We start from the raw sequence: 22,307 nt of genomic DNA on the forward strand, positions 1-22,307 counted from the left end.
GAGCCCCGGGGCCCGGGCCCCGGTTACTGTTGAGGACATGCGGATCCACGTCGTCGACCACCCGCTGGTGGCGCACAAACTCACCACGCTGCGCGACAAGCGCACCGACTCCCCGACCTTCCGGCGCCTCGCCGACGAGCTGGTCACCCTGCTCGCGTACGAGGCGACCCGGGACGTGCGCACCGAGCAGGTCGACATCGACACCCCCGTCGCGCGGACGACGGGCGTGAAGCTGTCGTACCCGCGCCCGCTGGTGGTGCCGATCCTGCGCGCCGGTCTCGGCATGCTCGACGGCATGGTCCGGCTCCTTCCGACCGCCGAGGTCGGCTTCCTCGGCATGGTGCGCAACGAGGAGACGCTGCAGGCCTCCACGTACGCCACCCGGATGCCGGACGACCTGTCCGGCCGCCAGGTCTACGTCCTCGACCCGATGCTCGCCACGGGCGGCACGCTCGTCGCGGCGATCCAGGAGCTCATCAAGCGCGGTGCGGACGACGTCACCGCCGTGGTGCTTCTCGCCGCGCCCGAGGGCGTCGAGATCATGGAGCGGGAGCTGGCGGGGACGCCGGTGACCGTGGTGACCGCGTCGGTCGACGAGCGGCTCAACGAGAGCGGGTACATCGTGCCGGGCCTCGGCGACGCGGGTGACCGTATGTACGGGGCGGCTGAATAGCAGCCCCCTCCGAAAGACAGAAGCCGCGGACGCGTCTGCCCATCGCTGAGCAGTCGCGGCCGCGGCTTTTTCGTGGTCGCTCGTGCCGTCCCCCGCCTACCTCTATGAGCAGGTCGGGGAGGACGACGGTGCGGGCTTCGGGGCGTTCAGGGCCTTCAGCGCCTTGTCCGCCGCCGGCTTCGGGGCGAGGGACTTGAACGCGGAGCCGATGATCAGGTCGACCTCGGTGGGCTTGGCGCGGGTGTCGGTCCTCTGCTCGGCGCCGGCCAGCTGCGTGCCGAGCACCGGGAGCGCCGCGTCGCTCGCCGCCTTGGCGCCGAGCAGCAGTCCGACGCCCTTGACCTTCTTGTCGTACTCCTTCGTCGCGTTGCCCACGTCCCCGATGGTGAAGCCGCGCTTCTTCAGCTCGTCGGCGGTCTTCTTCGCCAGGCCGCCGCGCGGCGTGGCGTTGAGGACGTTCACCTTGATCTGCTTCGGGGCGGGCGGCTTCGTGCCCGCGGGCGCGGTGGGGGCGGCGGACGCTTCCGGCCGTTTCGCGCAGTCGGCGGGGGCGGCGCCCGCGGCCTTGGCCTTGCCGCCGCCGGTGAAGACGTCCACGAGCTGGAGGGATCCCCAGCCGATCAGACCGAGCACGGCGACGGACGCGACGACGGCGAGCACGATCCTGCCGCGCGGGCGACCGCGGCGCATCCGGGGGTACTTGTCCCCCGTGATGCGGTACTTGCCGCCCATGCCGGGGGGAGTGAGCATGCTCATGAGCGCAGCGTAGTGCGGAGCGGCGGTGATGCCTATTAAATGATCACCGCCCGGGGCCCAGGCCAACCCAAAAGGGCCAATGCGGGACCGGTGACCGGACAGGCGTGCGGCGTCAGCCCAGTTCGAGGACGCGGGCGTGCAGCACCTGGCGCTGCTGGAGCGCGGCGCGGACCGCGCGGTGCAGGCCGTCCTCCAGGTAGAGGTCGCCCTGCCACTTCACGACGTGCGCGAAGAGGTCGCCGTAGAACGTGGAGTCCTCGGCGAGCAGCGTCTCGAGGTCGAGCTGCCCCTTGGTCGTCACCAGCTGATCGAGGCGGACCGGGCGCGGCGCGACATCCGCCCACTGCCGGGTGCTTTCCCGGCCGTGGTCGGGGTACGGCCGGCCGTTTCCGATGCGCTTGAAGATCACACGGAAAGCCTACCGGGCCGGGCTCGCCGGGCGCAGCCATGGAGACGCAGGACGAGTCCGGTAAATACCCGTAGCAAACGGTGCGAACCGGGAAGGCGGCCGCCCGGAACGAGGGCCGGAATCAGGCGCCGTGCGGGCCGCCGCCGTGCGGGCCGCGGTCTCCGATGCTCGGGGGCGCGGGGCAAGGGCTCGTCCGGGGGAGCGAGGGGCGCGAGGTTGACGGGTGGAGGCGGGAGGGGCGGCCTCCCGGCGGCGGGAGGCATTCCTCCCCGCGCCGGGAGGCACTCCTCCCGGCGGTGGGAGGGGCCCTGCCCGGCGCTCTTCCCGCCTCCCCCGCCGTCCTTCACCGGTCGGTGTCGTCCTGCGGTGCGGCTTGCGCGCGGACCGGGCCCATCGGAGGCGGGGCGGTCTTCTCGCGCGGCGACGCCTTGCGGGCGCGGCTGTCGCGGGCCGCTTCCGCGCGTACGAGGGCGCGCAGCAGCGCGTACGGGTCCTTGGGCATGTGGGGGGGTGTCCTTCCGTGTCCTGCGGAGGTCGTGCTTGTGCGGTGCGTCCGGTTCGGGCGGCGGCTCGGTACGAGGCGGCCGGTCCGGTGGCCGTCAGCAGCGCAGGACGACGGTGCGCAGGGCGCGGTGGGACGGGGGCGTGAGCTGTTCGGCGGGGCCGGTGGCCGGGGTCGTCGGCCCCGGCGCGTACGGGCGGGGGCGCCGGTCCCTGGGCAGGCGCGTCGGGTGGCCCGTCGGGAGGCGGAGGGTCGCCTCGGGGGCGTCCTGGTGGAGTTCGCCGGGTTCGAGGGGGGACGCGGCGGCCGGGAGCGGGGTCGCGGCCTGCGCCGGCGTCGCGGCGAGCGGCGCGGCCGGCACGGCGAGCACGAGGACGAGCAGAGGGGCGAGCAGAAGAACGAGCAGGGCCGTGAGGGAGGGTGCGAGTGGGGGCGTGAGTGGGGGCTTGAGCGTGCGGGCCCCGGCCCGTTCCCGCCGGGGGCACGGTGGGCACGGGCCCGCGGTCGTCCCGGGGTGCGGGACGGACGTGGCGGCGCTCATACGGGGTCTTGTCCCCCGGTCCCGGCCGTGACCTGCGCCGGGTCCCTCAGATCCGTCCGCATGGGCTAAGCACGGCGCGTCGCTTTGACGGCGGAGCGGAATTGGCCGGTCCTCATCGGTCCGCCCCTCCGACTCCGGCGCGATCTAGGTTTGGGTCCCCTAACGAATTGTGGAGAGCGAGTGGAGGACGCGTGGCCGTGACCGTCGTCGGCGCACCGGGCGTGGCGGACTTCGAGGTCTTCCGCGACGCGTGGGGCATCCCGCACCTGAGAGCGGGCGATGCCTCGTCGCTCGCGTACGCGCAGGGCTACGTGACCGCCGTCGACCGTGCCTGGCAGCTGGAGGTCGAGCGGCACCGGCTCCTCGGCACCTCGGCCGGGGCGCTCGGCCCCGAGGCCCGCGCCTGGGACGTGTTCGCGCGGCAGGCGCGGCTCGCCGACACCGCGCGGCGCTGCTTCGACGCGCTGGAGGAGGGCACGCGCGCGTGGGTCACCGCATACGTCGACGGCGTCAACCACGGCCTGCGCGAACGGGGCGCGAACGCACCGGAGTTCGCGCGCGTCCGGCTCGCCCCCGGTAGCTGGGAGCCGTGGACCCCGCTCGGGGTGTGGCTGTCGACGCACGTCCTGTTCGCCGGGTTCCCCGCGAAGCTGTGGCGGGACGAGGTCGCGCGGCGGCTCGGCGCGGACACCGTCCACCTGTTCGCCACCGACGGGCCCGCCACCGTGGGGAGCAACGGCTGGCTCGTCGACGCGGCCCACGCCGACGGCGGCGGCGCGCTGATCGCCGGGGACCCGCACCGCTTCATCGAGGACCCGGGCGTCTACCAGCAAATACGGCTCGCCTGCCCGGAGTTCGACGTGGTCGGCCTCGCCGTGCCCGGCGTCCCCGGCATCGGCCACTTCGGGCACGCCGGTCCTGTCGCCTGGGCCATCACCAACGCCATGGCCGACTACCAGGACCTGTACCGCGAGCGGCTGCGGCGCACGGCGGACGGCGGCGTGGAGGCGTACGGCCCCGACGGCTGGCAGGCCGCCCACGCGCACACGGAGGACGGCGTCGAGGTCGTCGAGACCGGGCGCGGGGTCGTCGTCATCGGCGGCCCGGACCACGGCGCAGGCGTCGACGGTGAGGGCGCGGGCATCAGCCTGCGCCAGCCCGCGCGCGTCTACGAGGACCTGGGGTTCTCCGCACTGCCCGCACTGCTGCGGGCCCGCACCGTCGCCGACGTCGACCGCGCCTTCGACCGCTGGGCCGAACCCGTCAACGTCGTCCTCGCCGCCGACACCGAAGGCGGCCTGCTGCACCGCGTCGCGGGCACCGTTCCCGTACGCGACCCGGAGAACATGCTCCGCGTGGTGCCCGCCTGGGAGGAGCGGTACGCGTGGCGCGGCCGGTACGAGCCCCTGCCGCGCGCCGGGGTCGACGGGATCGCCGTCATGGCCAACGAGCGCTCGCTCGCCGCCCCGCTCGGTATCGAGTTCGCCCCGCCCCACCGTGCGCGGCGCATCCGCGAGCTGCTCGGCGAGCAGGGGGCCTGGCGGGCCGAGGACATGAGCCGCGTGCACACCGACACGGAACTGGCGTCCTCCAAGCCCCTCCTTGCACTGGTGGCACGGCTCGACGGCCTCTCCCCTGCGGCCTCCGCGCTGCGCGAGCGCCTGCTCAACTGGGACCGCCGCATGGTGGCCGGCAGTGTGCGGGCGGCCACCTACGCGCGCGTGCGCTCGCGCGTGGTGCGGCGGCTCGCCCAGCACGAACGGTTCGCGCCCCTCACCGCCCTCACCCCCGCCTACCCCGAGGTGTTCCGGCCGTGGCTGGCGCTCGTGCCCCGGGTCGCGTTCGCCCTGGAACACCTGCTGGCCGGTGACTGGCTGCCGTACGAGGACCGCCTCGCCGCCGTCCGGGAAGCCGTCGAGGAGGCGGTCGACGACCCGGAGGTCACCTGGGGCGAACTGCACCGGCTCGCTCCCTGGCAGGCGCTGCCGGACCCCGACGCCGGGTGGCCCGGCCTCGACGGCGACCACGACTGCGTCCTGTCGACGTCGAGCGTGCCGGGGCTGACCGACCTCAGCGCGCGCGGGCCCGCCGCCCGCTACGTGTGGGACCTCGCCCGGCGCGACGACAGCCGCTGGATCGTGCCGCTCGGCGCGTCCGGGGCGCCCGGCGCCGCGCACCACCAAGACCAGTTGCCGCTGTGGCTGCGCGGCGAACTGGCGCCCGTCGTCACCGATTTCGACCGCCTGACCAAGGAGCCGCGCCCCGTGACCGAAGCACTGCCCGCCACGACCGTCGCGTACGAGGAGAGCGTCGAGGGGTTCGGCACGTTCCGGATCGCGCGCCTCGACCCGGCCGGCGCCGACATCGACGTCCTGCACTCCTGGGTGAGCGAGGAGCGCGCCCGGTTCTGGGGCATGACCGGCCTCGGCCGCGAGGAGGTCCGCGAGATCTACGCGCACCTCGACTCCCTCGACACCCACCACGCCTGGCTCGTCCGGCTCGACGGCACGCCCGTCGCCCTGTTCCAGACGTACGAGCCCGAGGCCGACCGGGTCAGCGAGTGCTACGAGGTGCGCGACGGCGACCTCGGCGTACATCTGCTGGTCGGCCCGGCCGGGAAGGACGGCGCCGTGCACGGGTTCACCGAGACGCTGGTGCGCGTGTTCCTCGCGTACGGGCTCGACGGGCTCGGCCGCAAGCGGCTCGTGGTGGAACCGGACGCGTGCAACGACAAGGCGATCGCGCTGTTCCGGCGCGCGGGGTTCGAGTTCACCGGGGAGATCGTGCTGCCGGAGATCGATCTGCCGGAGGTGCGGCTGGCGGAGAAGCGGGCGCAGCTGGGGTTCTACAGCCGCTGAAATGCCGTGGAGCGTTACAGCCGCTGAAACGCCTGGGGCGGGTCTCGGTGCCCGGCGGCTCCTACGAGCGGACGATCAAGAGCACCGAGGCCGTCACCCCGACCGTGACGATGACCGCGCGCATCACGGCCGGCGGCAGCCGCCGCCCGAGCCGGGCGCCGAGCAGGCCGCCCACCGTGGATCCGGCGGCGATGAGTGCGGCCACTGTCCAGTCGATGTCGGCGGCGATGACGAAGACGATCGCGGCGACGCCGTTGACCAGCGTGGCGAGGACGTTCTTGGCGGCGTTCAGGCGCTGCAGGTCGTCGCGGAGGACAGCGCCGAACATGCCCATGAGCAGGACGCCCTGGGCCGCGCCGAAGTAGCCGCCGTAGACGCCGGTGCCGAGGACGCCCAGCCACATGGGGACCCCGCCGTCGGCCCGCGCGTCCGCCTGCCGCCGGTTCCGCATCCAGCGGTTCAGGCGCGGCTGGAGCAGGACGAGGACGCAGGCGGTCAGGATCAGGACCGGCACGACGGCGCGGAACGCGGCGTCCGGGAGCCGCAGCAGGAGCAGGGCGCCCACGAGCCCGCCCAGCAGCGATGCGGCGCCGAACCGCAGCAGACGGCGGCGCTGGCCGCGCAGTTCGCGCCGGTAGCCGTAGGCGGCGCTGAGCACGCCCGGCACGAGCCCGACATTGTTGGAGACATTGGCGAGGACCGCCGGGTAGCCGAAGGCCAGCAGCGTCGGAAAGGTGATCAGTGTCCCGGACCCGACGACGGCGTTCATGCCGCCCGCGGCGATTCCGGCGCCCCCGATGGCCACGGCCTCCACGACGTCCACGAGCCCTCCGGCACTTGATGATCGACCCGGATGCGATCGTGCTCCCCGCCCTCCCCCCAGTCAATCCTCGGGTCCCCTTGCCCCGGCCCAAGCGGTAGCTTGGGCTGCCGTGACCCTCGACGACCTCCGCGTCTTCGTCGCCGTCTGCCGCGCGGGCAGTCTCAGCGCCGTCGCCCGCGAGCTCTCCTGTACGCAGTCCGCGGTCAGCCAGCACGTCAAACGGCTGGAGAAGGAGGTCGGCATCGGCCTCGTCGAACGGCACGCGCGCGGAGTCGTGCCCACCCCCGCGGGCCGCATCCTGCGCGCCGCCGCCGCCGACGGCCTCGGCGCCCTCGACCAGGCGCTGCGCCGCCTCGACGACCTGGCGCGCGGCGAGAGCGGCTCGGTACGGGTCGCGACCGGCGCCACGTCCGTACGCCACTTCATGGCGGCGGCGATCGTCGTGTTCCGCCGCACGCACCCGCAGGTCGGCCTGGAGTTCCAGACGGTCAGCTCCAGCCGCAGCTGCTTCGAGGCGCTCGCCGCGCACGACCTCGACCTGGCATGGATCACCATGGGCCCACCGGAACGCGGCATCGAACTACGCCCCGTCGTGGAGCTGCCCTGGGTGCTCGCGGTGAACGAGGACGACGCCCTCGCGGCGAAGGCGACGGCCACCCCCGACGACCTGGAAGCCTCGGCCCAGCTGATCCTCCCGCCCGCGCACGCGACGTCCCGCGCCCACCTCGACACCCACTTCGCCGACCTGGGCCTCGGCAAGGGCCCCGCCTCCGGCACCGGGATCGCCGACTGGGACACCGCCGTCCACCTGGCCGAACTGGGCCTCGGCCACGCCCTGGTCCCCGACCTCCCGGGCCTGCGCAGCTCCTCCCACACCACCCTCACCCTGCTCCCGGTCCCCGCCCTCCCCCCTCTCCAGGTCGGCTGGGCGACCCGCCGCTGGTCCGCGCTCCCCCCGCCGGCCAGGGCGTTCGCGGACACGGTGCACGAGAACTGCCCGGGACGCCGCCCGGGACGCCGCCCGACGGGGCCGGAACCGATCGGCTGACGCCACGTCGCGCTCCCGCGGCGAGGCCTGAACCGATCGGCTGACGCCACGTCGCGCTCCGCGCCCGTCCGGTCCACCCTTGCCCCATGACGACGACCTACGACCTACCCGCCCTGGCCGACGAGCACCTAGCCGCCGCCCACCGCGACGCCCACGGCCGCAGCGCCGAAGTCCTCGTCCGCGAGGACCCCCTGCGCCAGAGCGTCATCGCGCTGACCGAGGGCAGCGCCCTGGAGGAACACAACACCCCGCAGGCCGCCACCCTCCTCGTCCTGCGCGGCCGCGTCCGCCTCACCGCGGTCTCCGGCGACGCGGAACTCACCCAGAACGAACTCCGCGCCGTACCGCAGGAACGCCATGGGCTGCTCGCGCTGACGGATGCGGTGGTGCTGTTGACCGCGGTGATGGCCTGACCGGACGGGCGCGCCGGTCGTACGGCCTGTCAGGCGGGAACCGACGATGCGGTCGTCCGCGGCCGTCGCCCTGTGCGGCGGTCCAGTTCGGCGAGGTGCGTGACCACGGTCCCGTAGAAGCGGTCCACGGAGTCGTCGACACTGCGGATGAACCCGGACTCTGCGTTGCCCCGGGCTCCGCCCGCACTCTTGAAGAGGGACAGCCGGAACCCCGTGATGGCGGCCCCGTCCTTGGGCAGCAGGTCCCCGGGCTCCGGACGCAGCCGTTCCAGAGTGCTGCGCGGGCCGCCCCCTGCGTCGGTCAACGTCTCCACGTGCAGATCCGCAGGAGCCTGCGCCAGCGCCCTGACCAGCCGCTTCGCGGAGGACAACGGATAGCTGCCCTCGGGTGGGTCCACGTCGACCGATGTCCGCAACTTGCCCGTCCGCAAGTCCGCGGTGATCGTCAGGATGCCGGGCGCTCCGTCCACGCGCAGCTCCGCCGTAAGACGTCCTTCCTCGCAGAGCCGGTCCGCCTGCGCCGTCCGCCGGGCCTGCGGATCACTGCCGCGCCTGCTGCGTTGTACGGGGAGCGCCTTCTGCCCGAGCTCTCCGCCTAGGCGCAGACAGACCTGCCGGATCAGCCGCTCCCAGCTCTCGACGACCTCGACCGAGCGCGGGTCTCCTTGGCAGAGGGTCTCCGAATCGATGGCGCTGCGTACCGGCAGCCACGTCGGCCCCATGTTCTGGAAGCCGTGGCAACCGGAGTTGTCGTGCTGCAGGTAGTACAGAAGCTCTTGCAGCAGCCAGGCATGTGCCGCGTTCGCCACGCCTTCATGACGGATGAGCATCTGGGCCACGTGCGCCACCTCGGCCCATGACAGATGCCAGAGGGACACCTTGTGCTTGCGGCGGCCGTCGATCTTGACGTCGACCAGAGGGCTGCCTTCCAGGGCCACGTCGTTGGACAGCGTGATGACCGCTTCGTACCCACGGCGCGCGGCGATGTCGACGTAACTCTGGACCTGCTCGGTCTTCAGCGGATTCCCGTTGGTCTTCGTCTCGAGCAGCGCCGTCCACAGCCTGCCCGCGCGCTCCACCCGGATCACGCCGTCCGGACGCTTCGGGGAATCCCCGTTGGGCATCGAGACCTCGACGAACGTCTGCATCCGTCCGGCCGGTGCGCCGAAACCGGCCATCAGCCTGCGTCCGAACTCCGGGACCTGCTCCATCACGGCCAGCAGTACCGAGGTCGCACGGACCTCCCGCTCCTTGTCGCTCTTGAAGGACGGAACGGGAAAGAGCCGCGCGGGCTTCCACGCGTCGTTCTCCGCCAGGGACTTCTTGGCCGTCCTGGGCAGCGTGACCTTCTTCTTCGCCGTACGGGCCGTGCGTTTGCGAGGAGGAGCGGCCGGGGCCGCCGGCTCGTCGACCGGTCCCGGCTGCGCGGGCATGGCCGCCATCGGCGACTGTCCGCCCGGCAGCGCGGACGCCTCGTCGGCGGCGGGTGCGGCGCCGGGCGCTTGCGTCTCACTCGCGGGGGCGTCCGTGTCGGTGCGGCCCGCAGTAGCGATCTCGCTCGTCGTGTCGGAGCCGGTGCCGGTGTCGTCGGTGTCGCTGTCCGCGTCGTCGACGATGGCGATCCCGAAGTCGGTGGCGAGGCCCGCGAGCCCCGTCTCGTAACCCTGCCCGACGGCCCGGAACTTCCACTCACCCGCTCGCCGGTACAACTCGCCGAACACGAAGGCCGTCTCGACGCTCGCGTCAGTGATGGAGAAGCCGATAAGCGTCTCGCCCGACCGGTCGGAAAGCGTCAGGCGAAGGTCGTCCAGATCACCGAAGACGGTGGAGCCGTACTGACTCGCCGCTACGACGATGCGGGACACGTCGGGGGACATCGCGGCGAGGTCGAGGCCGATCCGGTCCTCGCTGCCGTCTCCCGTGGGCGATTTGCCGAGCAGATGGACCGTCCCGTCGGCCGCCGACGGGTGGTTGTAGAAGTAGAAGTCGTCGTCGCTGCGGACTTTGTCGTCCGGGCCGAGCAGAAGCACGGAGACGTCCGCGTCCCCGTCCCCCGACGAGCTGCTCCAGCTCAGGCTCACAGTGACCGAACCCGTGGACTCTCCTAAGGACGCCAGACCGACGTTGGCCCCTTTGGACATCTCGTACACGTAACCCCCTCGCGCATCACCGCAGCATGAACGCGGTGCATATGCGGCACCGTAGCGCTCAAAGCGGTCATCTGAGGAGGTGTTGTGAAGGACGGAATCAGGTCTTGACCAAGTATCGGTTGCTGGGAGTCTCGTCCGAGAGCCGTGTGCCACACATGACAGCGCAGGAGTGCGGATGAGGCCGTTCGGTACGTCGTACGAGGAAGTCTTCCGGGCGAGCACGGTGGATCCCGAGGGGTTCTGGCTGGCCGCCGCCGGGGCGGTCGACTGGGACGTGGTGCCCGCGCGGGCGCTGGACGCGGGGCGGGCGCCGTTCTACGGGTGGTTCCCGGACGGGCGCCTCAACGTCTGCCACAACGCCCTCGACCGGCACGTGGCGGCCGGACGCGGAGACCAAGCGGCGCTGATCCACGACTCCCCCGTGACGGGCACCCAACGCACCTACAGCTACGCCGAGTTGACGTCCGAGGTCGCCACCTTCGCCGGGGCGCTCCTCCGGCTCGGGGTCGGGAAGGGCGACCGCGTCGTCGTCTACATGCCGATGGTGCCGGAGGCGGTCGTCGCGATGCTGGCGTGCGCGCGGATCGGGGCGGTGCACTCCGTGGTGTTCGGCGGGTTCGCGGCGCCCGAGCTGGCCGTGCGCATCGACGACGCGGCGCCGAAGGTCGTCGTCTCGGCGTCCTGCGGGGTGGAGGGGGCGCGGGTGATCCCGTACAAGCCGCTCCTCGACCAGGCCGTCGAACTGGCGACCCACAAACCCGACGCGTGCGTCATCCTGCAACGCCCGCAGGCCGCAGCCGACTTGGGGCCGCGCGACCTCGACTGGCAAGAGGCGATGCGCGCGGCGGCCGACAGCCCGGCGGCGCCCGTGCCCGTCGCGGCGACCGACCCGCTCTACATCCTCTACACGTCCGGCACCACCGGAAAACCGAAGGGCGTCGTCCGCGACTGCGGCGGCTACGCGGTCGCGCTGCGCTGGTCCATGGAGGCCGTGTACGACGTCGGACCGGGCGAGGTGATGTTCACGGCGTCGGACGTGGGCTGGGTCGTCGGCCACTCGTACATCGTCTACGGTCCGCTCCTCGCGGGCGCGACGACCGTCCTGTACGAGGGCAAGCCGGTCGGGACACCGGACGCGGGCCAGTTCTGGCGGGTGGCCGAGGCGTACGGGGTGAAAGCGCTGTTCACGGCGCCGACCGCGTTCCGGGCGATCAAGAAGGTGGATCCGGAGGGGGAGCTGGCGCGGCGCTACGACCTCAGCCGCCTCACCCACCTCTTCCTGGCCGGGGAGCGCCTCGACCCGGAGACCCACCACTGGGCGAGCGACCTGCTGGGCGTTCCGGTCGTCGACCACTGGTGGCAGACCGAGACGGGCTGGCCCATCGTCGCCAACCCGGTCGGCATCGAGACGGCCCCCGTGAAACCGGGCTCCGCCACCTATCCGCTCCCCGGCTGGGACGTACGGGTCCTGGACGCGTCCGGCAAGGAGGCCCCGGCGGGCGAGGACGGGGCGATCGTCGTCAAGCTCCCGATGCCGCCGGGCTCCCTCCCCACCCTCTGGAACGACGACGAGCGCTTCGTCGCCTCCTACCTCTCCGCGTACGACGGGTACTACCTGACCGGCGACGGCGGCCACATCGACGAGGACGGCTACGTCTTCGTCATGGGCCGCACCGACGACGTGATCAACGTGGCGGGCCACCGCCTCTCCACCGGCACCATGGAGGAGGCCCTGGCCGCCCACCCCGCGGTCGCCGAGTGCGCCGTGATCGGCGTGACCGACGCGCTGAAGGGGCAGGTGCCGAGGGGCCTGGTGGTGCTGAAGGCGGGCGTAGAGGCGGACGCGGCGGCCGTCGAGGCCGAACTGGTGCGCCTCGTACGGGACCGGATCGGCGCCGTCGCCTCGCTCAAGGACGTCACGGTGGTCGCCGCGCTGCCCAAGACGCGCTCCGGGAAGATCCTGCGCAGGACGATGCGGGGCATCGCGGACGGCCTCGACGAACCCGTGCCGTCGACGGTCGACGACGCGACCGTGCTCGACGCCCTGCGCCCGGTGCTCACGCGCGGCCGCTCACTTGGGGGAGGCGGCGGAGAGCAGTGAGCGGATCGCGACACGGTCGACATTGGTGAGCCCGCGCACGAGCAGCGGCGTCAGGAAGACGAGCACGAACCCGATCGCCGAGACGCCGGCGACCTGCGCGGGCGACTCGATGTAGTAGGCGTGGTGGACGCCCGCGTCGGTCGTGAAGTCGTAGACGCGGTAGCCGGGCCAGTCCAGGTAGCGGTGGAACACCCAGGAGTACGCCGGGAACAGCGCGACGGCCCACCCCGTGACCAGGAACGTCACGGAGACCACGAACGACAGCACCCGCCACGGGAACATCACCGTGTGGAACAGCAGCGCCTTCCACCCGGCACCGTCCGCGAGCCGGCCGCGCAGACCGGGCGCGGGGGCGCTCCGCGGGCCGAAGACATCCAGGCCGAGGAGGGCGCGGGCCCGGCTCCGTTCGGCGGCGCCGAGCCCCCGCGCACCGGCCAGCGCGGCGGCGAGCACGGGCAGCCCGACCCAGACGACGAGCGTGCCCAGCCCCAGCACGACCATGGTCACGGAGAACACGAACCCGGCGACCGCCACCGGCAGCGAGGTGATCGTGTGCCCGATCTCGCGGTACGTGGAACGGGCGAAGGGCGCGCGCCAGAAGGAGGCGGCCGGGGCGTGCGGCGGGGCGGTCATCGTCGTCGAGGTCATGACTACAGCGTCCCGTCCGGGGGAGGGCGGGGACATGGGGCGGCTTGGGGTTTCGGGGGTGGGGTTAACCCCACGGGCGGGGAGGAACGAGCCGACTGAGACGGAGAACGTCGAAGGGCCCCACTGCGAACAGTGGGGCCCTTCGACGTTAGTGCCCGGTGAGGCACTGGCGGAGGATACGAGATTCGAACTCGTGAGGGGTTGCCCCCAACACGCTTTCCAAGCGTGCGCCCTAGGCCTCTAGGCGAATCCTCCGCGGCAAACAATACAAGACGTTGAGGAGTGCTCGCGAACTCGTTCCCCCGGGCCCGGAGCATGTACTCTTGGCGCAGCCCCTCACGTGGCGCTATCTGACTGAACTCCCCCAGGGCCGGAAGGCAGCAAGGGTAGGTTGGCTCTGGCGGGTGCGTGAGGGGCGTCTGCGTTCCCGGGACCGGGTGGTACCGGGGGTCCGGGTCGGGCGGGGCCGGTTGTCGGTGGGCGCCTATAACCTCGTAGGTGTGTCGTCTCTCGCGCTGTACCGCCGTTATCGCCCGGAGTCGTTCGCCGAGGTCATCGGGCAGGAACATGTAACCGACCCGTTGCAGCAGGCGCTGCGGAACAACCGGGTCAATCACGCGTACCTGTTCAGTGGTCCGCGCGGCTGCGGCAAGACGACCAGTGCGCGCATCCTGGCCCGCTGCCTCAACTGTGAGCAGGGTCCTACGCCCACGCCGTGCGGCGAGTGCCAGTCCTGCCAGGACCTCGCGCGCAACGGGCCGGGGTCGATCGACGTCATCGAGATCGACGCCGCTTCGCACGGTGGTGTGGACGACGCCCGTGATCTGCGGGAGAAGGCCTTCTTCGGCCCGGCGAGCAGTCGTTACAAGATCTACATCATCGACGAGGCCCACATGGTCACGTCGGCGGGGTTCAACGCGCTTCTGAAGGTCGTCGAGGAGCCCCCGGAGCACCTCAAGTTCATCTTCGCGACGACCGAGCCAGAGAAGGTCATCGGGACCATCCGGTCCCGTACGCATCACTACCCCTTCCGGCTCGTGCCGCCCGGCACGCTCCGCGAGTACCTGGGCGAGGTGTGCGCCAAGGAGGACAGCCGCGTCGAGGAGGGCGTGCTGCCGCTCGTCGTGCGCGCCGGCGCCGGGTCCGTGCGTGACTCCATGTCCGTCATGGACCAGCTGCTCGCCGGTGCCGGTGAGGACGGTGTGACGTACGCCATGGCGACCGCCCTGCTGGGTTACACGGACGGTTCGCTGCTCGACTCCGTCGTCGAGGCCTTCGCCACCGGTGACGGGGCCGCCGCCTTCGAGGTCGTCGATCACGTGATCGAGAGGGGCAATGATCCGCGCCGGTTCGTCACCGATCTGCTGGAGCGGTTGCGGGATCTGGTGATCCTCGCCGCCGTTCCGGACGCCGCCGAGAAGGGGCTCATCGACGCCCCCGCCGATGTCGTCGAGCGGATGCAGGCGCAGGCCTCCACGTTCGGCGCCGCCGAGCTGAGCCGTGCCGCCGACCTGGTCAACGAGGGGCTGACCGAGATGCGCGGCGCCAACTCGCCGCGCCTCCAGCTCGAGCTGATCTGCGCGCGCGTGCTGCTGCCCGCCGCGTACGACGACGCGCGTTCGGTCATGGCCCGCCTCGACCGCATCGAGCGCGGCGGTGTCTTCACTCCGGGCGGGCAGGGGGCCGGTCCGGCCATGGGGTACGTTCCCGGGCCGGATGCCCACGCTCCCGCTCCGGGCGCTCCGGTCGCTCAGGCCGCTGCGCCCATGACGCCGATGGCATCCGTCGCGCCGGGTGGCGGGCCCGCGGCGGCCCGCGCCGCCGTCCGTGGCACCGCTCCGGAGGCCCCGGCCCAGGACCAGGTGCAGGCTCCCGCGCCTGCTCCCGCCCCGGTCCAGGCCCAAGCGCCGGCCCCGGCACCCGCTCCCGCCCCGGAATCCGCACCTCCCGCTTCCGCTTCCGCTTCCGCCCCCGGCGCCTGGCCCACCGCCACCCCCGCGGGCGGAGGCGGCGGCGCCCGTCGGCCTGGCGGCTGGCCCACGGCCGCGTCCGCCGGGTCCACTGGTTCCGCCGGATCCACCGGTCCCGCCCAGCCGCCCGCCCCCGCGGCAGCCGCGCCGCAGCACACCCCGGCCAACGCCGCGGCCCCGGCACAGGCGGCACCGGCACCCGCGGCCCCGACCGGCGGTCTCGACCCCCGTACCCTCTGGCCGAACATCCTGGAGGCGGTGAAGAACAAGCGCCGCTTCACCTGGATCCTGCTGAGTCAGAACGCGCAGGTCACAGGGTTCGACGGGACCACGCTCCAGCTCGGCTTCGTCAATGCGGGCGCCCGGGACAACTTCGCGAGCAGCGGCAGCGAGGACGTCCTGCGCGCGGCCCTGACCGAACAGTTCAACGTGAACTGGAAGGTCGAAGCGGTCGTCGACGCCGGGGGCGGCCCGGCGGCGCCCCCCGCCTCCGGTGGCGGCTTCGGAGGACCCGGGGGCGGCTACGGCGGTGGCGCGGGCGGCGGGAGCTTCGGGGGCGGCTACCCCCAGCCCCCCGCACCGGCACCGGCACCGGCCTCAGCCCCCGCAGCCGCACCCGGCGGCCCGGCCGCGCCCCCCGCTGCGCCGTCGTCCGGCTCCGCGCCCCAGTCCCGGGCCCCGTCCGCCCCGGCACCGGCGCCGGCGCCCGCCCCGGCCCGTCAGCCGGTCTCCGTCGAGGACGACATCCCGGAGGACGACGACCCGGACCTGGACGAGAACGCGCTGTCCGGCCACGAGCTGATCGTCCGCGAACTCGGAGCGACGGTGGTCGAGGAGTTCACCAACGAGTAGCACCCGGGTCGCGCCCACGCCCCGGGCAGCCCTCGGGTCGCGCCCACGCCCCGAGCAGCCCTCGGGCCGCGCCCCACCCCGGGCAGCCCTCGGGTCCCGCCCACACCTGATACGCCCTTCAGGGCCCCCGGCCCCGCATCGCCCCGGCCCCGCATCGCCCCCGCCCCTATAGCGCCCCGCAGCACGCCCCTCCCGTAGGAACCCACAACCCCACCCCCGTCTCACCCTAGGAAGCCCGTACAAGACCACCCCACCCGTGCGGATAGGCTGACCGACGTGAAGGTCCTCGTCATCGGCGGCGGCGCCCGCGAACACGCCCTGTGCCGCTCTCTGTCCCTCGACCCCGCCGTCTCCGCCCTGCACTGCGCCCCTGGCAACGCAGGCATCGCCGAGGTCGCCGAGTTGCACGCGGTCGACGCGCTCGACGGTGCCGCGGTCGCGGCCCTCGCCCAGGAGCTGGAGGCCGGCCTCGTCGTCGTGGGCCCGGAGGCCCCGCTGGTCGCGGGGGTCGCCGACGCCGTCCGGGCCGCCGGGATCCCGGTCTTCGGCCCGTCCGCGGAGGCCGCGCGGCTGGAGGGCTCGAAGGCGTTCGCGAAGGACGTCATGGCGGGCGCCGGTGTGCCCACCGCCCGGTCGTACGTCTGCACGAACCCGGCCGAGGTCGACGAGGCGCTCGACGCGTTCGGCGCCCCGTACGTCGTGAAGGACGACGGGCTCGCCGCGGGCAAGGGCGTCGTCGTCACCGAGGACATCGAGAAGGCCCGCGCGCACGCGAACGCCTGCGAGCGCGTCGTCATCGAGGAGTTCCTCGACGGGCCCGAGGTCTCGCTCTTCGCGATCACCGACGGCACGACGGTCGTCCCGCTCCAGCCCGCGCAGGACTTCAAGCGCGCGCTCGACAACGACGAGGGCCCCAACACGGGCGGAATGGGCGCGTATTCGCCGCTTCCGTGGGCCGATCCGAAGCTGGTGCAGGAGGTTCTGGACACGGTCCTGCAGCCGACGGTCGACGAGATGCGCAAGCGCGGCACCACGTTCTCCGGGCTGCTCTACGCCGGTCTGGCGATCACCAGCCGCGGCGTGCGCGTCATCGAGTTCAACGCCCGCTTCGGCGACCCCGAGACGCAGGTCGTACTGGCGCGGCTGCGGACCCCGCTGGCCGGTGTCCTGCTGGCCGCCGCCAACGGCACGCTGGCCGATCTGGAGCCGCTGCGGTGGAGCGACGACGCGGCCGTCACCGTCGTCATCGCCTCGCACAACTATCCGGAGACCCCGCGCACCGGCGACCCGATCACCGGCCTCGACGAGGTGGCCGCCCAGGACGCCCCGGGCGCGTACGTCCTGCACGCCGGGACGAAGCGGGACGGCGGGGACGGGCCGGTGCTGAGCGCCGGCGGCCGCGTCCTGTCGGTCACGGCGACGGGCGACGATCTCACGCAGGCCCGCGAGCGCGCGTACGCGGCGGTGGGCCGCATCGGGCTCGACGGATCGCAGCACCGTACGGACATCGCGGCCAAGGCAGCCGCGGAGAGCTGAGCGCGCCCCGCGGGTCTGGCTTGAACACAGGTGGCACGCGATGACAGCCGGCTGACCACGATCGACCGAAGTCGGCCTCTTCGCATACGGCCGAAGGCGTTTCATGGCGTCGGGCGGGGTGTCACCCTCTCCCGCCCGGCCCCTTGATGTCAGCCACCTTTACCCAAAGCCATTCCATCGAGTGACCGATGGCCCATCCTGCTGACGGTGGCCCGGACCCCAACTAGGGTGCGGCGCACGGCGTTCAGACACCCCGCGAAGTGCACCCTTGTGCGTCGGGAACGGTCCGGTGAACGGACAGATCCGGACGGACCACCGGCATTGCGATGTCGGTGGCGGGTGCCAGAGTGGGGGAGTGAGCAACGCCACCAGTGTCCCGCCCAGGGTCTCGGTCCGAGGGCGGACAAGGAGCACAGGCAGCAGGGGGTGACATCGATCGTGTCCGGTATGGGTTCCGGTATGGGTGCGGAAGCGGGTGCGCAGGCAGCGCGCTCCCGGGCCGTCGCCGTGCTGCGCATCCGGGGCAGGGCCACGGCTCTCGCGCTCCTGCCCGCGGCCGCGTCGGTGATCCTGCTCGCGGGCGGTGCGACCGGCCACCTGACGGGCGGCGGCTGGGACGGCGCGCGCCTCGTGGTGACCGTCCTCGCGGTGCTCGTCCTCGTCGTCGCGGCGGCCGTCGCGCTCGTCGTGGCGCGGGCCAGGCCCGCTCTCAGCCCGACCGTCCCGATCGCCGAGGAGACCGCGCCCGACCTGTACCGCCTGGTGCGGGACCTGGCCGACCGGCTCGACGTCCCGGCGCCCTCGGCGATAGCCCTCACCCCGGACTGCGACAGCTGGCTGGAGGACCGCACCCATCCGGCCCACGGCCCGCCCAGGCCCGCCGCGGGAGGTTCCCAAGAAGGGCTCGACGCGCAAGGCGACCGCCCCAAGGCCCCGACCGCGCCCGTCCTCGTCATCGGTTCGCCCTTCCTGTGGTGGATGCGCGTTGCCGAGTTGCGCGCCGTCCTCGCCCCGGTCGTCGCCGGTACGGGCCCGTCGGCGCACCCCGACATAGCGGCGGCCCGGCGCTTCGTGCGCGGTCTGGACGCGGCGGTCGCGGTCGCCGGTTCGCCCGGCCGCGGCCCCGTCGCCCGGGTCGTGCTCGGCGGTGTCGGCCGGATCGCCCGTCTGATGCTGCGGGGCTGCCGGGTGCACGCCGCCGAGATGGAGCGCGGGGTCGCCGCCGCCGGCGCCGAGCGCGCCCAAGCGGTGGACTACGGGCTCAGGATCGTCGCGCAGGAGCAGGTCGGGCTCGCCTACGCGGGCTGGGACCGGCTGCTCACCCGGGTCGCGCTGCCCGCCTGGCGCATGGGCCGCTGGCCGTCCCGGCTCGACGTGGGCGTCGTCGCGGCCCTCACCGAACTGTCCCGGCGCGACCGGCTCGCGGAGGGGTTCACCTCCCGGCTCGGCGAGCGCCCCGCCTGTGACCTGCTCGAAGAGCCCGGCGCCGTCGACGAGGCCGCATCCCTGCTCGCCGCCCGTCTCTTCCACGGCGGCCCCGCCGAGCCCGGCCCGGACTGGGCGCCGGTGGACTGGCAGGAGTACCCGGACGAGGTCGTGGACCGCACCTGGCGCGCCGACGCCGCCCGGCTGCACCGCGTTCTGGACTCCCTGGGCGTGCGGAGCTCCCGGGCCGGAGCGTCGAGCGCGCCCGAGGGCCCGACCCTGGCCCGCGTCCTCGACCACCTGGCGGCGGAGCCCGGCGCCCGCCCGGCGAGCCCGCCCGGTGACGCGGCCCCGGAGACGTACACCGACGCCGAACTGGAGGCGCTGCTCGCCCCGGCCCCCCGCCCCGAGGCCGACTCCCTCGCCGCGGGGCTCAGCGCCGAGCTGGCCCGCGAGGAGAGCGCACGCCCCGCGGCGTCCGCGCCGACCAGCAAGAGCCCGGACGACGCACTGTGGGACGAGGGTGCGCTTCCGCTCTTCCCGCTGCAACCACCGCGCGCCGGGCGGGAGTTGCTGGCGGATCATGTGACGGCCATGGTCTGCTGCGCCGCGGTGGACACGGCGGGTGCGACCCCGGGTCTCGACTGGCTCGACGGACCCGCACTCCTTGTCGACGGGGAGCGTGCGGGCGATCTCGCGCCCCGTGTGCTGAGCCTGGTGGAGGACGGCGATCCGGAGCCGCTGAGAGGCTGGCTCGCCCGGCTCGGCATCCGTCCGGAGAAGCCCGTCCGCCTGGTCTGACCTCCACTGCGGCGCAGCTCCCGCCTCCGCTTCCGCCGGAGAACATGGGTCCTGGCTTAACCGGAGGTAAACGTTCCACTCTCGTCAATTCACGACGAACGGTGACGTTGTGCGTGCGTAATGTGATGTGCTGGGGACCGGTCGCGGAACAACACCGCGCATCAGGGCTCGGGGCGAGGGAGGGGAGCAGCCATGGGGCCGGACAGCGTGGGGCACCCGAAGGACGCGGCGGCACACGGCGCCGCGCCGCCTCCCCGTGGGCGCACGCGCCGCTGGGAGTCCGGCGCGATGGCGCACGCCGTCAGCGATCCGTTCGGCCAGGGCCCGCTGCCCTGGCTGCGCGGCAGCGAGAACTACTTTGACGACACGGGCCAGGTCGTCCCCTGGTACGTGGACACCGTCGCGCAGTCCGGCGGGGTGGGCCCGATCCCGGCGCCGCGCAGCACCAACGGGCCGCGCACCGCCGACGACGTGCACCGCCAGATCAAAGGATTCACCTCGACCGGTGCCGCCGCGCCCGGCGAGGCGATCGACTTCCACATCACGGTCGACCCGCCGCAGCAGTTCAGCGTCGACATCTACCGCATCGGCCACTATGGCGGCGACGGCGCCCGCAAGATCACCACGAGCCCGCGCCTGTCCGGCATCGTCCAGCCCGCCCCGCTCACCGCCGACCGCACGGTCTCCTGTCACCACTGGTGGCTCTCCTGGCGCCTGCAGATCCCGTCGTACTGGAACGTGGGGGCGTACGTCGCCGTCCTGACCACCGTCGACGGCCACCGCTCGCACGTCCCGTTCACGGTCCGCGACTCCCAGCCCGCCGACCTGCTCCTGCTGCTCCCGGACATCACCTGGCAGGCGTACAACCTGTATCCGGAGGACGGCAGGACGGGCGCCAGCCTCTACCACGCGTGGGACGAGGAGGGCCGGCTGCTCGGCGAGAGCGAGGCCGCGATCACCGTCTCCTTCGACCGGCCGTACGCGGGCGCGGGCCTGCCCCTGCACGTCGGCCACGCCTACGACTTCATCCGCTGGGCCGAGCGGTACGGCTACGACCTCGCCTACGCCGACGCCCGTGACCTGCACGCGGGCCGGATCGACCCGACCCGCTACCGGGGCCTGGTCTTCCCCGGCCACGACGAGTACTGGTCGGCGAACATGCGTCGCACCACCGAGCTGGCCCGCGAGTCCGGCACCTCCCTCGTCTTCCTCTCCGCCAACACCATGTACTGGCAGGTCGAGTTGGGCCCGTCGGCGTCCGGCGTGCCGGACCGGCTGCTGACCTGCCGCAAGCGCAGGGGCCCCGGCAAGCCCTCGCTCTGGCGCGAGATCGACAGGCCCGAGCAGCAGCTCATGGGCATCCAGTACGCGGGCCGCGTCCCCGAGCCGCACCCCTTGGTCGTACGCAACGCGGACCACTGGCTGTGGGAGGCGACGGGCGCGCACGAGGGCGACGAGATCGACGGCCTGGTCGCCGGTGAGGCGGATCGGTACTTCCCGCGCACGGCGCTGCCCGAGCACGAGGACCGCATCCTGCTCGCCCACTCCCCGTACCGGGACGGCGACAAGGCCCGCCGCCATCAGGAGACGTCGCTGTACCGGGCGCCGTCGGGGGCGCTGGTGTTCGCGTCCGGGACGTTCGCCTGGTCCCCGGCGCTCGACCGGCCGGGCCACGTCGACCCGCGGATCCAGCGCGCGACGGCGAATCTGCTCGACCGCATCTGCAAACGGGACTGAACGCGCGGCGTCCCGGGCCACCCCTGGCCAGAACTCGTCCCCTCGTACGGGAGAATCAGGAAGCACTCGTACAGAACCACGGGGAGGAACCGTGTCCGGATTCGTCGAAAAGCCCGAGCCAGTTCAGGTGCCGGGCCTGACGCACCTCCACACCGGCAAGGTGCGGGAGCTGTACCAGAACGACGCGGGCGACCTGATCATGGTCGCCAGTGACCGCCTGTCCGCATACGACTGGGTCCTGCCCACGCCGATCCCGGACAAGGGCCGCGTCCTGACCCAGCTCTCGCTGTGGTGGTTCGAGCAGCTCCAGGACCTCATGCCGAACCACGTCGTCTCCACGGAGCTGCCCGTCGGCGCCCCCGCCGACTGGGCGGGCCGCACGCTCGTCTGCAAGTCCCTGGAGATGGTCCCGGTCGAGTGCGTGGCCCGCGGCTACCTCACCGGCTCCGGCCTCGTGGAGTACAACGAGACGCGTACGGTCTGCGGGCTCGCCCTGCCGCACGGCCTGGAGGACGGCTCGGAGCTGCCCGCTCCGATCTTCACCCCCGCCACCAAGGCCGAGGTCGGCGAGCACGACGAGAACGTCAGCTACGAGGAGGTCGCCCGGCAGGTCGGCGCGGAGACCGCCGCGCATCTGCGGCAGTCGACCCTCGCCGTCTACAGCAAGGCCCGGGACATCGCGCGCGAGCGCGGCATCATCCTGGCCGACACCAAGTTCGAGTTCGGTTTCGACAAGGAGGGCGGGCTCCTCCTCGCCGACGAGGTGCTCACCCCGGACTCCTCGCGCTTCTGGCCGGCCGACCAGTGGCAGCCGGGGCGCGCGCAGCCCAGCTACGACAAGCAGTTCGTGCGCGACTGGCTGACCTCGGACGCCTCCGGCTGGGACCGCAAGAGCGAGCAGCCCCCGCCGCCGCTGCCCGAGGAGGTCGTCGCGGCGACGCGCGGCAAGTACATCGAGGCGTACGAGCTGCTGACCGGGACGCCCTGGTCGTAGCCGGAACCCCGGCGGAACGCCGAGAGCCCCGGTCCTGGTGGACCGGGGCTCTCGTACGAACTTCACGAAC

The 22,307-nt window shown here is 73.0% G+C and carries 17 protein-coding genes, 1 tRNA gene and 1 other RNA gene; 11 read left to right on the top strand and 8 right to left on the bottom strand.

Annotated features, from left to right (window positions below; translation table 11 throughout):
- Positions 1–37 precede the first annotated feature (37 nt).
- Positions 38–673, top strand: coding sequence for a uracil phosphoribosyltransferase (upp, locus tag C1N81_RS24775; RefSeq protein ID WP_394432597.1), 636 nt, complete (start codon positions 38–40; stop codon positions 671–673).
- 102 nt (positions 674–775) lie between these two features.
- Here upp and C1N81_RS24780 read toward each other — a convergent pair whose 3' ends face one another.
- The 4 genes from C1N81_RS24780 to C1N81_RS24795 all read right to left on the bottom strand — a co-directional run bounded on the left by C1N81_RS24780 (position 776) and on the right by C1N81_RS24795 (position 2,881).
- Complete coding sequence (locus C1N81_RS24780; protein WP_394432599.1) at positions 776–1,429, bottom strand: LytR C-terminal domain-containing protein; 654 nt, start codon at positions 1,427–1,429, stop codon at positions 776–778.
- Positions 1,430–1,541: 112 nt separating this feature from the next.
- On the bottom strand, positions 1,542–1,838 hold the full coding sequence (locus C1N81_RS24785; RefSeq protein ID WP_003955420.1) for a type II toxin-antitoxin system VapB family antitoxin: 297 nt from the start codon (positions 1,836–1,838) through the stop codon (positions 1,542–1,544).
- Between the two features lie 343 nt (positions 1,839–2,181).
- The gene (locus tag C1N81_RS24790; RefSeq protein ID WP_394432602.1) at positions 2,182–2,340 is read right to left on the bottom strand and encodes a hypothetical protein; all 159 of its coding nucleotides are present in this window, start codon (positions 2,338–2,340) and stop codon (positions 2,182–2,184) included.
- A gap of 97 nt (positions 2,341–2,437) precedes the next feature.
- On the bottom strand, positions 2,438–2,881 hold the full coding sequence (locus C1N81_RS24795) for a hypothetical protein (RefSeq protein WP_394432604.1): 444 nt from the start codon (positions 2,879–2,881) through the stop codon (positions 2,438–2,440).
- A gap of 191 nt (positions 2,882–3,072) precedes the next feature.
- On the opposite strand from C1N81_RS24795, the gene C1N81_RS24800 reads away from it, so the two are divergent.
- Positions 3,073–5,739, top strand: coding sequence for a GNAT family N-acetyltransferase (locus tag C1N81_RS24800; protein WP_394432606.1), 2,667 nt, complete (start codon positions 3,073–3,075; stop codon positions 5,737–5,739).
- Between the two features lie 61 nt (positions 5,740–5,800).
- Here C1N81_RS24800 and C1N81_RS24805 read toward each other — a convergent pair whose 3' ends face one another.
- Complete coding sequence (locus C1N81_RS24805; RefSeq protein ID WP_394432608.1) at positions 5,801–6,562, bottom strand: sulfite exporter TauE/SafE family protein; 762 nt, start codon at positions 6,560–6,562, stop codon at positions 5,801–5,803.
- Between the two features lie 109 nt (positions 6,563–6,671).
- Here C1N81_RS24805 and C1N81_RS24810 point away from each other — a divergent pair, with 109 nt between their 5' ends.
- Positions 6,672–7,610 (top strand): LysR family transcriptional regulator, encoded by a 939-nt coding sequence (locus tag C1N81_RS24810; RefSeq protein ID WP_394432609.1) that lies wholly within the window; start codon positions 6,672–6,674, stop codon positions 7,608–7,610.
- An 86-nt stretch (positions 7,611–7,696) separates the two neighbouring features.
- Positions 7,697–8,023, top strand: a complete 327-nt coding sequence (locus tag C1N81_RS24815) for a cupin domain-containing protein (RefSeq protein WP_394432611.1) — start codon at positions 7,697–7,699, stop codon at positions 8,021–8,023.
- Between the two features lie 29 nt (positions 8,024–8,052).
- On the opposite strand, the gene C1N81_RS24820 is transcribed toward C1N81_RS24815, so the two are convergent.
- Entirely contained in the window at positions 8,053–10,164 is a 2,112-nt protein-coding gene (locus C1N81_RS24820) for a TerD family protein (RefSeq protein WP_394438203.1), read from the bottom strand.
- Positions 10,165–10,348: 184 nt separating this feature from the next.
- Between C1N81_RS24820 and C1N81_RS24825 the strand changes: the two genes are divergently transcribed.
- Positions 10,349–12,274 carry a propionyl-CoA synthetase gene (locus C1N81_RS24825; protein WP_394432612.1) on the top strand — a complete coding sequence of 642 codons (1,926 nt, stop codon included), beginning with the start codon at positions 10,349–10,351 and terminating at the stop codon, positions 12,272–12,274.
- Here the strand turns inward: C1N81_RS24825 and C1N81_RS24830 are convergent.
- Together C1N81_RS24830 and C1N81_RS24835 are read right to left on the bottom strand one after the other, a co-directional pair.
- Positions 12,245–12,922 (bottom strand): sensor domain-containing protein, encoded by a 678-nt coding sequence (locus C1N81_RS24830; RefSeq protein WP_394432614.1) that lies wholly within the window; start codon positions 12,920–12,922, stop codon positions 12,245–12,247. The genes C1N81_RS24825 and C1N81_RS24830 overlap by 30 nt on opposite strands.
- 167 nt (positions 12,923–13,089) lie before the next feature.
- A tRNA-Ser gene (locus C1N81_RS24835) sits at positions 13,090–13,177 on the bottom strand.
- A 72-nt stretch (positions 13,178–13,249) separates the two neighbouring features.
- Between C1N81_RS24835 and ffs the strand changes: the two genes are divergently transcribed.
- The 6 genes from ffs (at position 13,250) to C1N81_RS24865 (ending at position 22,237) form a co-directional block, all read left to right on the top strand.
- An RNA gene (ffs, locus tag C1N81_RS24840) (signal recognition particle sRNA small type) lies at positions 13,250–13,346 on the top strand.
- Positions 13,347–13,422: 76 nt separating this feature from the next.
- The gene (locus C1N81_RS24845; protein ID WP_394432616.1) at positions 13,423–15,744 is read left to right on the top strand and encodes a DNA polymerase III subunit gamma and tau; all 2,322 of its coding nucleotides are present in this window, start codon (positions 13,423–13,425) and stop codon (positions 15,742–15,744) included.
- A gap of 276 nt (positions 15,745–16,020) precedes the next feature.
- The gene (gene purD / locus C1N81_RS24850) at positions 16,021–17,280 is read left to right on the top strand and encodes a phosphoribosylamine--glycine ligase (protein WP_394432618.1); all 1,260 of its coding nucleotides are present in this window, start codon (positions 16,021–16,023) and stop codon (positions 17,278–17,280) included.
- Between the two features lie 447 nt (positions 17,281–17,727).
- On the top strand, positions 17,728–19,506 hold the full coding sequence (locus C1N81_RS24855; RefSeq protein ID WP_394432620.1) for a hypothetical protein: 1,779 nt from the start codon (positions 17,728–17,730) through the stop codon (positions 19,504–19,506).
- Positions 19,507–19,794: 288 nt separating this feature from the next.
- The gene (locus C1N81_RS24860; protein ID WP_394438205.1) at positions 19,795–21,243 is read left to right on the top strand and encodes a N,N-dimethylformamidase beta subunit family domain-containing protein; all 1,449 of its coding nucleotides are present in this window, start codon (positions 19,795–19,797) and stop codon (positions 21,241–21,243) included.
- Between the two features lie 91 nt (positions 21,244–21,334).
- Positions 21,335–22,237 (top strand): phosphoribosylaminoimidazolesuccinocarboxamide synthase, encoded by a 903-nt coding sequence (locus C1N81_RS24865; protein WP_394432622.1) that lies wholly within the window; start codon positions 21,335–21,337, stop codon positions 22,235–22,237.
- Positions 22,238–22,307 lie beyond the last annotated feature (70 nt).

The organism is Streptomyces sp. SGAir0957, from assembly GCF_043523415.1.